The sequence below is a fragment of the Klebsiella sp. MS 92-3 genome, assembly GCF_000195655.1.
In the GTDB taxonomy this organism is placed as follows: Bacteria; Pseudomonadota; Gammaproteobacteria; order Enterobacterales; family Enterobacteriaceae; genus Klebsiella; species Klebsiella pneumoniae.
On the sequence record NZ_GL882852.1, the window covers coordinates 36,821 to 47,080 of the forward strand.

At 55.7% G+C, this 10,260-nt stretch carries 9 protein-coding genes, 1 pseudogene and 1 CRISPR repeat array; all 10 genes and pseudogenes read left to right on the top strand.

The features are described from left to right. A pseudogene (locus HMPREF9538_RS33045) lies at positions 1–292 on the top strand (sulfite reductase subunit beta); the annotation flags it as partial. 98 nt (positions 293–390) lie between these two features. Next, complete coding sequence (gene cysH, locus HMPREF9538_RS04945; RefSeq protein ID WP_002915177.1) at positions 391–1,125, top strand: phosphoadenosine phosphosulfate reductase; 735 nt, start codon at positions 391–393, stop codon at positions 1,123–1,125. Positions 1,126–1,331: 206 nt separating this feature from the next. Next, a complete protein-coding gene (locus HMPREF9538_RS04940; RefSeq protein WP_032457234.1) occupies positions 1,332–3,995 on the top strand; it encodes a CRISPR-associated helicase/endonuclease Cas3 in 2,664 nt (887 codons plus the stop codon). A gap of 11 nt (positions 3,996–4,006) precedes the next feature. Further along, entirely contained in the window at positions 4,007–5,563 is a 1,557-nt protein-coding gene (casA, locus tag HMPREF9538_RS04935; RefSeq protein WP_009486039.1) for a type I-E CRISPR-associated protein Cse1/CasA, read from the top strand. Beyond that, positions 5,560–6,102, top strand: a complete 543-nt coding sequence (casB, locus tag HMPREF9538_RS04930) for a type I-E CRISPR-associated protein Cse2/CasB (protein ID WP_004142782.1) — start codon at positions 5,560–5,562, stop codon at positions 6,100–6,102. The genes casA and casB overlap by 4 nt, the downstream gene beginning before the upstream one ends. A gap of 18 nt (positions 6,103–6,120) precedes the next feature. Then, a complete protein-coding gene (gene cas7e, locus HMPREF9538_RS04925; protein WP_009308513.1) occupies positions 6,121–7,176 on the top strand; it encodes a type I-E CRISPR-associated protein Cas7/Cse4/CasC in 1,056 nt (351 codons plus the stop codon). 10 nt (positions 7,177–7,186) lie between these two features. After that, positions 7,187–7,933: a type I-E CRISPR-associated protein Cas5/CasD gene (gene cas5e, locus HMPREF9538_RS04920; RefSeq protein WP_009308512.1), complete on the top strand. Its 747-nt coding sequence runs from the start codon at positions 7,187–7,189 to the stop codon at positions 7,931–7,933. Beyond that, entirely contained in the window at positions 7,915–8,565 is a 651-nt protein-coding gene (gene cas6e / locus HMPREF9538_RS04915) for a type I-E CRISPR-associated protein Cas6/Cse3/CasE (protein ID WP_009308511.1), read from the top strand. The genes cas5e and cas6e overlap by 19 nt, the downstream gene beginning before the upstream one ends. Further along, the gene (gene cas1e / locus HMPREF9538_RS04910) at positions 8,562–9,482 is read left to right on the top strand and encodes a type I-E CRISPR-associated endonuclease Cas1e (RefSeq protein ID WP_009308510.1); all 921 of its coding nucleotides are present in this window, start codon (positions 8,562–8,564) and stop codon (positions 9,480–9,482) included. Before cas6e ends, cas1e begins: the two co-directional genes overlap by 4 nt. Next, positions 9,482–9,775: a type I-E CRISPR-associated endoribonuclease Cas2e gene (gene cas2e / locus HMPREF9538_RS04905; RefSeq protein WP_009308509.1), complete on the top strand. Its 294-nt coding sequence runs from the start codon at positions 9,482–9,484 to the stop codon at positions 9,773–9,775. Before cas1e ends, cas2e begins: the two co-directional genes overlap by 1 nt. Before the next feature lie 94 nt (positions 9,776–9,869). Further along, positions 9,870–10,200: a CRISPR direct-repeat array (repeat unit 28 nt; unit sequence GTGTTCCCCGCGCCAGCGGGGATAAACC). The last annotated feature ends 60 nt before the right edge of the window (positions 10,201–10,260 follow it).

Sequence of the window (10,260 nt, forward strand, 5' to 3'; positions counted from 1 at the left end):
CCGCGTCACCGGCTGCCCGAACGGCTGCGGCCGCGCGATGCTGGCGGAAGTGGGACTGGTGGGCAAAGCGCCGGGCCGCTATAACCTGCACATCGGCGGTAACCGCAACGGCACCCGCATCCCGCGGATGTACCGGGAGAATATTACCGAGTCGGAAATTCTCGACTCGCTAGACGAACTGGTAGGGCGCTGGGCGAAAGAGCGCGAAGCGGGTGAAGGCTTCGGCGATTTTACGGTGCGTGCGGGCATCATTCGCCCGGTGCTCGACCCAGCCCGCGATTTCTGGGAATAACATCCTGGTGCCCGGTGGCGCGTAGCGATCCGGGCCAGCGAAACCCGTAGGCCGGACGAACGCAGTGTCGTCCAGCAAAACAGGCAAACGAGGTTCATATGTCCGTACTCGATCTAAACGCGCTTAATGCATTGCCGAAAGTGGAACGCATTCTGGCACTCGCGGAAACCAACGCCCAACTGGAAAAGCTTGACGCCGAAGGGCGTGTGGCGTGGGCGCTGGAAAATCTGCCGGGAAACTATGTGCTGTCGTCGAGCTTTGGCATTCAGGCGGCAGTCAGTTTGCATCTGGTGAATCAGATCCGCCCGGATATTCCGGTGATCCTCACCGATACCGGCTACCTGTTCCCGGAAACCTATCAGTTTATTGACGAGCTGACGGACAAGCTCAAGCTGAACCTGAAGGTCTACCGCGCGGCTGAAAGCGCGGCCTGGCAGGAGGCGCGCTACGGCAAGCTGTGGGAGCAGGGCGTTGAGGGCATTGAGAAATACAATGAGATCAACAAGGTTGAGCCGATGAACCGGGCGCTGAAAGAGCTCAACGCGCAGACGTGGTTTGCCGGTCTGCGCCGCGAGCAGTCGGGCAGCCGGGCAACGCTTCCGGTGCTGGCGGTCCAGCGCGGGGTGTTCAAGGTGCTACCGATTATCGACTGGGATAACCGCACGGTGTATCAGTACCTGCAAAAGCACGGGCTGAAGTACCACCCGCTGTGGGATCAGGGCTATCTCTCGGTAGGCGATACCCACACCACCCGCAAGTGGGAGCCGGGCATGGCAGAAGAAGAGACCCGGTTCTTCGGGCTTAAACGCGAGTGCGGATTGCACGAGGGTTAAGCGCGGTTGTCTCCTCTATTATTTAATCCCGGTCATTCCGGGATTTTTTATATTTAAAAACTATATCCTTATTTTATTAATTCAGTGAATGTAGCCCATTATTTTATATGCGTTAATAATAAACAACTATCTTGAGTTATATCATTTTTAAATTGGCTTAAAAGCGTACATTATCAGTTCACTGTCGATTCTGCACTGGACATGCTGTGTCAATTTATAACTACTGGGGTAAAACTCGCCAGGGAGAACCCGGCGGGGGTGATGATTACCATCTGCTGTGCTGGCATTCCCTTGATGTCGCCGCAATGGGCTACTGGATGGTAAAGCGAGATATCTATGGTCTGGCAGGTTATTTCAGGCGTTTAGGGATTAATGATATTGAAAACGCCGCGCAATTCTTTGCCTGGCTATTATGCTGGCATGATATTGGGAAATTCTCCCGTTCATTTCAACAATTATATTCCCATGATAATCTCTGCGTGCAGAAGGATAGTCGAAATACATATGAAAAAATATCCCATGCGTCACTGGGATATTGGCTATGGAATTCCCACTTCAGCGATTGTTCAGAATTATTTCCGAACTCATCGCTTTCCATTCGTAAACTTAAGCGTGTAATTACTCTGTGGATGCCCTTAACCACTGGCCATCACGGGCGTCCGCCGGTGGGGATGCGCGCTCTGGATAATTTCCATCCATCCGATATTAAAGCAGCGCATGACTTTCTGTTAGCTATTAAATCGCTATTCCCGGACATGGAAATCCCGTCCTTTTGGGATGATGATGCAGGTGTGGAGCTGTTCAGTCACCTGTCGTGGTTTATTTCGGCTGCGGTGGTACTGGCTGACTGGACGGGCTCATCGACCCGCTTTTTTCCCCGGGTCTCCCAGCGAATGCCGCTTGATGTCTACTGGCGGCAGGCAAACGCGCAGGCAGAGCAGGCAGTGAATGTTTTTCCTCCTGCTGCGGCTGTTGCACCATTTACGGGAATAGAGACATTGTTTCCTTTTATCCAGCATCCTACGCCGCTCCAGAAGGCGGTGCTTGAGCTGGATATCAGCCAGCCTGGACCGCTGCTGTTTATCCTTGAAGATGTTACCGGAGCAGGCAAAACGGAGGCGGCGTTAATCCTTACCCACCGCTTGATGTCTGCCGGAAAGGCGCAGGGGCTGTTTTTCGGTCTGCCGACGATGGCGACGGCCAATGCGATGTTTGACCGGCTGGCACAATCGTGGCTTGCCTTATACCAGTCTGACGCGCGCCCCAGCCTGGTGCTAGCGCACAGCGCTCGCGGGTTGATGGAGGGCTTTAATCAGCGTATCTGGCCCGGCGCTGTCTCCGGTTCGGAAGAGCCTGATGACGAACAGCCATTCAGCCAGGGCTGCGCGGCATGGTTTGCCGACAGCAATAAAAAAGCGCTTCTGGCCGAGGTGGGGGTGGGCACGCTTGATCAGGCGTTGATGGCAGTCATGCCCTTTAAACATAACAACCTGCGGTTGTTGGGACTCGACAATAAAGTGCTGCTGGCCGATGAGATCCATGCCTACGATGCCTATATGTCGCGGATTCTGGAAAGCCTGATTGAGCAACAGGCGCGCAGCGGCAACTGCGTTATCTTGCTTTCCGCTACGCTCTCGCAGCAGCAGCGCGATAAGTTGGTTGCTTCCTTTAGTCGCGGTAGCGGCTGCGCGCTTGCGGCGCCGCTTCTGGGTGATGACGATTATCCCTGGCTGACGCAGGTGGCGGGGCGAGAGGTGATCTCCCGCTATGTCGCCACCCGCAAAGAGGTCGAGCGCAGCGTGAACATCGGCTGGCTGGATAACGAAGAAGCCTGCCTCACCCGTATCGAACAATCCGCCAGCGAAGGCCGCTGTATCGCCTGGATACGCAATTCCATTGACGACGCCGTGCGTATCTATCGCCAACTGCTGGCCCGAGGCGCGATCCCCGCCGAAAAAATCTCGTTATTCCATAGCCGCTTTGCCTTTTATGACCGTCAGCGAATTGAGACGGAAACCTTATCGCACTTCGGCAAGGACGACAGCACGCAGCGGGCGGGTAGGGTGCTGATTGCCACTCAGGTCATAGAGCAGAGCCTGGATATCGATATGGACGACATGATCTCTGATTTAGCGCCGATCGACTTGCTGATTCAGCGCGCGGGTCGGCTTCAACGCCATATCCGGGATCGTCGCGGTCGGCTGAAAATCGGCGGAGAGGACGAGCGTGCGGCGCCACAGTTGCTGATCCTCGCCCCGGAGTGGGATGAAGCGCCGCAAGAAGAGTGGCTGACCAGCGCGTTGCGTAACAGCGCTTATGTCTATCCCGATCACGGCCGTCTGTGGCTGACGCAGCGCGTTTTGCGACAGCAGGGGGCCATTCGGATGCCACAATCTGCCCGATTATTGATTGAATCCGTCTACGGGGAAGGTATCGCTATTCCCGATGGTTTAGCCAAAGCCGAGCAAGCGCAGTTGGCAAAATATTACTGCGATCGCGCGTTTGCTCACCAAATGCTCCTGAACTTCAAGCCGGGATATAGCCCCGATAGCAGTGATTTCCTGGCTGACAAGCTCTCTACTCGCCTGGCAGAAGAGTCGATCACGCTGTGGCTGGCGAAAAACGTCGATGGACGGTTGCTGCCTTATGCCTGCGGCGCGCATCCGTGGGAAATGAGCATGCTGCGGGTGCGGGAAAGCTGGTGGCGTAAACACAAAACTGAATTCACGCTCCTGGCTGAAAAGCCGCTGCAGCAGTGGTGTGTACAACAGCATCAAAACCCGGATTTCGCCGTGGTGATTATTGTTACAGACTCGCCGGATTGCGGTTATTCGGCCAGTGAAGGACTCATCGGAACAATGGAGGTCTAGCAGCTAACTACATGAATACTTTCTCTCTTTTAACTACTGCCTGGCTTCCGGTCCGTTACCGCGATGGTACAACGGGTAAGCTGGCGCCGGTCGGTCTGACGGATGAGGACGTGGTGGATATTGCCGCTACGCGAGCAGATTTACAAGGTGCTGCCTGGCAATTTCTGATTGGACTGTTGCAGTGCGCTGTTGCTCCCAAAAACCGCAATGGCTGGGAAGATACCTGGGAAGAGGGGTTAAGCGCAGAGACGCTCGTTGCGGCATTAGCGCCGCTGGAGGCTGCCTTTCAGTTTGGCCCGGATACACCTTCGTTTATGCAGGATTTCGATTCGTTAGGGGGCGATAAGGTGTCGATTGCCTCCCTGTTACCGGAGGTCCCCGGCGCGCAGACCACTAAATTCAATAAAGACCATTTTATCAAACGTGGCGTGACCAACTCTTTTTGCCCGCACTGCGCTGCGCTGGCGTTGTTTTCTTTACAGCTGAATGCGCCAGCAGGCGGCAAAGGCTACCGCACCGGACTGCGCGGCGGTGGGCCGCTGACCACGCTGATTGAACTGCAGGAGTATGAGGGGGAGCGACTCACGCCGCTATGGCGCAAGCTGTGGCTCAACGTGCTGCCGCAGGATGCCGCGGATATGCCGTTACCTGCCGCTTACGATGAGTCCGTTTTCCCGTGGCTTGCTCCGACGCGCACCAGCGAACAAGCCAGCGCCATCACTACCCCGGAGCAGGTAGATAAGCTGCAGGCGTACTGGGGAATGCCCCGCCGTATTCGCCTGGATTTTGCCGCCACTCAGCCAGGGACCTGCGACACCTGCGCCAGCGAAAGCGATGGGCTACTCAGCCAGATGGCGGTCAAAAACTACGGCATAAACTACGACGGCTGGCGCCACCCGCTCACGCCGTATCGTCTGGCGCTGAAAGGTGACGGCGGCTTCTTTTCCGTCAAACCCCAGCCCGGCGGGCTTATCTGGCGCGACTGGCTGGGGTTAAGCCAGGACAATCAGACGGAAAGCAACAGTGAATACCCAGCCCAGGTCGTGAAGGTGTTCAATGCACGCGGTCTCAGGAACATCAAAGCCGGGCTATGGGGATTTGGCGCCGACTTCGACAACATGAAGATTCGCTGCTGGTACGAACATCATTTCCCGCTGTTGACGGATGAAAGCACGATCCCGGATTTACGCAAAGCAGCACAAACCGCCGCACGCCTGCTGAGCCTGCTGCGCAGCGCGCTAAAAGAGGCATGGTTTGACGATCCCAAAGGCGCGCGCGGCGACTTTAGCTTTATTGATATCGATTTCTGGAACCAGACCCAGCCGCTTTTTTTGAACCTCATACACGAACTGGAGAATGGCCAACCCGCGCAGGAGCGGCTGGACAAATGGCAAAGAGAGCTGTGGTTATTCGTTCGTCGCTGCTTTGACGATCGTGTCTTTACCAATCCCTATGAAAACAACGACCTGGCGCGCTGCATGACCGCGCGTAAAAAATATTTCGCCACGTCGGCGGAAAAGCAGAGTGCAAAAGCCGCCAGGGCTAAAAAGCAGGAGGCTGCGCAATGAATGTTGTAAGTGATGAACATAAGGCCACTCTGCGCCAATGGCATGAAGAGCTGCAGGAGAAGCGCGGTCTGCGGGCCAGCCTCCGGCGTAGCGCGACGTTGAACGATGTCTGCCTGTCGGAAGGCTTCCACTCCCTGATGGTGCAAACACATTCTCTGTGGAACACCCAGGGGAAGGCGTGGCGTTTTACCGCGCTGGCGCTGGTGGCGGCGCTGGCGGCGCAGGTCAAAACGATTGATGATCGCCAGACGTTCGCCGCTCAGCTGGGGCAGAAAACGGGCGATACCCCGGTGATGTCGAGACTGAGGTTTGCCCGGCTTTCGGCGGTCAAAACCCCCGATGAGCTGCTGCGCCAGCTGCGTCGCGCGATAAGTCTGCTCCACGGCTCTGTCAATCTCTTGTCGCTGGCGGAAGATATCTTTCGCTGGTGTCGTGAGCAAGACGATTTACTGAATCACCGCCGCCGTCAGCAGCGGCCAATCGAGTTTATCCGTATCCGCTGGGCGCTGGACTATTACCAGGCCGGCGATGCCGAATGATTTTAAAAGGAATTTCAAATGACGACTTTTATTCAGCTTCACTTACTGACTGCTTATCCTGCCGCTAACCTCAACCGCGACGATACCGGCGCGCCGAAAACGGTGATGCTTGGTGGGGCGACCCGTTTGCGCATCTCTTCACAGAGCCTGAAACGCGCATGGCGTACCTCCGAACTTTTTGAGCACGCACTGGCCGGCCATATTGGCATCCGCAGCGGCCGCATCGCCCGCGAAGCCGCGGAAATTCTGGTGAAGAGCGGGATTGAACCCAGGAAAGCGGTGGATTACGTCAAAGCTATTGGTGAATGCTTTGGCAAAGTTAAAACTAAAGCGGATCAAAACGATCCGCTGAAGTGTTCGGAAACGGAACAGCTGGCGCACATTAGCCCCGCAGAGTTTGACGCCGTGAAAGCGCTGGCGCACCGCCTGGCGGAAGAAAAACGTGCGGCCACGAAAGAAGAAGCGGCGCTGCTGCGCCATGACCGCATGGCGGTGGATATCGCGATGTTTGGCCGTATGCTGGCGGACCAACCGACCTATAACGTTGAAGCTGCCTGCCAGGTGGCGCACGCTTTTGGCGTTAGCGAAACCATTGTTGAGGACGATTTCTTTACGGCGGTGGATGACTTACGCGCGGCCTCTGAAGACGCCGGCGCGGGCCACTTAGGGGAGACAGGTTTTGGCTCGGCGCTGTTTTATACCTATATCTGCATTGATAAAGATCTGCTGGTGAACAACCTCAACGGTAATGAAGAACTGGCGAACAAAACGCTGCGCGCCTTCACCGAAGCGGCGCTAAAAGTCTCTCCAACCGGCAAACAGAACAGCTTCGCCAGCCGCGCCTATGCGTCCTGGGCGCTGGCGGAAAAAGGTACCGATCAACCACGCTCACTGGCGGCGGCATTTTATCAGCCCATTAATGGCGGCGATCAGCTGGATGTCGCGGTGCAGCGGATTACTGCGCTGCGGGAAAATATGAATACCGTCTACGGGCAGCAGACGGCATTTCAGCACTTTGACGTGATGAATAAGCAGGGAAGCATGAATGACGTGCTTGATTTCATCTGCGCGTAAGGGGCGGCTAATGAGCCAATATCTGGTTTTTCAGCTTCATGGTCCGATGGCGTCGTGGGGCGTGGACGCCCCCGGCGAGGTCCGTCATAGCCATGAGCTACCCTCCCGTTCAGCATTGCTGGGGCTGCTGGCGGCGGCATTAGGGATCCGCCGTGAAGAAGAACAGCGGTTAAACGCCTTCAACCAGCATTACTCCTTTTTGCTCTGCGCCAGCAGCGAACCGCGCTGGGCGAGGGATTATCATACTGTACAGATGCCGAAAGAAGTGCGTAAGGCGCGCTATTTCAGTCGCCGCGAAGAGTTACAGGATCCTGAGCTACTCAGCGCGCTGATCTCCCGGCGCGATTATTATACCGATGCCTGGTGGATGATTGCGGTGGCGGTCACGCCTGATGCGCCTTACTCGCTGGAGCAGTTGCATGAGGCGCTACGTTACCCGGTATTTCCGCTGTATCTGGGACGCAAAAGTCATCCGCTGGCGCTGCCGTTAATGCCGCTGCTGCTTGAAGGCCACGCCGCAGAGGTACTTCGCCAGGCTTATCGCCAGTATCAGGAAAGATTTAACCTGCTGAGGCTTTCTCTGCGACAGCTGCAGGATCAATGCTGGTGGGAGGGTGAGCATGCTGGTTTAGTCGCCAATAAAATACTGCGGCGCCGCGACTGTCCGCTTAACCGCCAGCATTGGCTGTTTGGCGAGCGCTCCATGAATCAGGGAACCTGGCTCAGTAAGGAGGAAACGTGTACCTCTCAAGAATAACGTTGTATACCGCGCAGCTTTCGCCATTACAGCTCTTGCACCTGGTGGAACGCGGTGAATATGTCATGCATCAGTGGTTGTGGCAGCTTTTTCCAGGCGGGCAACAGCGGCAGTTTCTCTATCGGCGCGAAGCGTTGCAGGGCGCATTTCGCTTTTTCGTTTTGTCACCACAGCTGCCTGCTGAGAGCGAGATTTTTGAGATCCAAAGCCGTTCGTTTAATCCCGAACTGCGGGCTGGCCAGAGATTGTGTTTTAGCTTGCGGGCAAATCCAACGATTTGTAAAGCCGGCAAGCGCCACGATCTGCTGATGGACGCTAAGCGCCAGGTTAAAGAGCAGGTTGAACCTCGGGATATCTGGGCGCATCAGCAACAGGCGGCGCTGGCCTGGTTAACGCGGCAAGGTGAACAAAGCGGGTTTTCTTTAGCGGAGACCGTGGTGGATGCTTATCGTCAGCAGCAGATACGGCGCGAAAAATCGCGCCAGACCATTCAGTTCAGCAGTGTGGATTACACCGGCATGTTGGTGGTGAACGATCCAGCGTTATTTTTGCAGCGTCTGGCGTCGGGATACGGTAAAAGCCGGGCTTTTGGCTGCGGAATGATGATGATTAAACCCGGGGATGGCGAGTGACCTTCGTGCCGTTAAACCCCATCCCGCTGAAAGATCGGACATCGATGATCTTTCTCCAGTACGGGCAGATCGATGTACTTGATGGCGCATTTGTATTAATCGATAAGACCGGGATCCGCACGCATATCCCGGTAGGATCGGTGGCCTGCATTATGCTGGAGCCGGGAACGCGGGTTTCTCATGCGGCAGTGCGTTTGGCCTCGACCGTCGGGACGCTGCTGGTGTGGGTGGGGGAGGCGGGCGTGCGGGTTTACTCTTCCGGCCAGCCCGGCGGCGCGCGGGCCGACAAACTCTTGTACCAGGCTAAGCTGGCGCTGGATGATGATTTGCGCTTGAAGGTGGTGCGCAAAATGTATGAACTGCGTTTTCGTGAAGCGCCACCCGCGCGCCGTTCTGTGGAGCAGCTACGCGGTATTGAAGGATCTCGCGTTCGGCAAACCTACGCTCTGTTGGCGAAACGCTACGGTGTGAAATGGCACGGGCGCAATTATGATCCAAAAGACTGGGCCAGGGGGGATGTTGTAAACCAGTGTATTAGTGCAGCGACGTCGTGTTTATACGGTATATCTGAAGCAGCGATTCTGGCGGCAGGCTATGCGCCTGCCATCGGTTTTATTCACAGCGGTAAGCCGCTTTCGTTTGTTTATGATATTGCTGACATTATTAAATTTGATTCCGTCGTGCCAAAAGCATTTGAGATCGCCGCCAGCCATCCTGCGGAGCCGGATAAAGAAGTCAGGCTGGCCTGTCGCGATATTTTCCGCAGTACAAAGCTGACAGGCAAATTGATTCCGTTGATTGAAGAGGTGCTGTCTGCTGGCGAAATTGAACCGCCTCAACCACCGCCGGATATGCTGCCGCCGGCGATACCCGAGCCCGAGTCGATGGGAGATAAAGGGCATCGAGGGCATGGCTGATGAGTATGCTTATGGTGGTGACGGAAAATGTTCCACCTCGCCTGCGAGGACGGCTCGCAATCTGGCTGCTTGAGATCCGCGCTGGGGTATATGTTGGTGATACCTCAAAACGGATCCGGGAAATGATCTGGCAGCAGGTGATACAGCTAAGTGACGGTGGAAATGTCGTGATGGCCTGGGCGACAAACAGCGAATCAGGTTTTGAGTTTCAAACCTGGGGAGAAAACCGCCGTATACCGGTAGATTTAGATGGCCTACGACTGGTTTCATTCCTTCCCGTTGAAAATCAATGAGTTGGATGTTCTTTAATAATGTGAGATTGTTGTGATAAAGTTGGTAAATTGTTGTGTGCTTAAAAAGCTATTATAAAACAGTAATATATCTTTAGTGTTCCCCGCGCCAGCGGGGATAAACCGCTCACGCTGATACCTCGGAAAAAGACGGGCGGGTTCCCCGCGCCAGCGGGGATAAACCGGCGGGCTGGGTTTTGTCGACTCTGCCGATCCGGTGTTCCCCGCGCCAGCGGGGGTAAACCGTAATATTGATAAATTCGATGAAGTAACCGGAAGTGTTCCCCGCGCCAGCGGGGATAAACCATCGAAGTACCAGCGCCGCACCGTGTTTTTTGCGTGTTCCCCGCGCCAGCGGGGATAAACCGGTGGCCGGTGCTGCCAGTACGGTTACCGAAGTGTGTTCCCCGCGCCAGCGGGGATAAACCGCATCCACGCTTCTGGCCACCAGGCAGATAATCGTGTTCCCCGCGCCAGCGGGGATAAAC

Bases quoted from the DNA above. Each gene is read 5' to 3' on its own strand.
- cysH (WP_002915177.1), top strand. From the start codon at position 391: ATGTCCGTACTCGATCTAAACGCGCTTAATGCATTGCCGAAAGTGGAA.
- casA (WP_009486039.1), top strand. From the start codon at position 4,007: ATGAATACTTTCTCTCTTTTAACTACTGCCTGGCTTCCGGTCCGTTAC.
- casB (WP_004142782.1), top strand. From the start codon at position 5,560: ATGAATGTTGTAAGTGATGAACATAAGGCCACTCTGCGCCAATGGCAT.
- cas7e (WP_009308513.1), top strand. From the start codon at position 6,121: ATGACGACTTTTATTCAGCTTCACTTACTGACTGCTTATCCTGCCGCT.
- cas5e (WP_009308512.1), top strand. From the start codon at position 7,187: ATGAGCCAATATCTGGTTTTTCAGCTTCATGGTCCGATGGCGTCGTGG.
- cas2e (WP_009308509.1), top strand. From the start codon at position 9,482: ATGAGTATGCTTATGGTGGTGACGGAAAATGTTCCACCTCGCCTGCGA.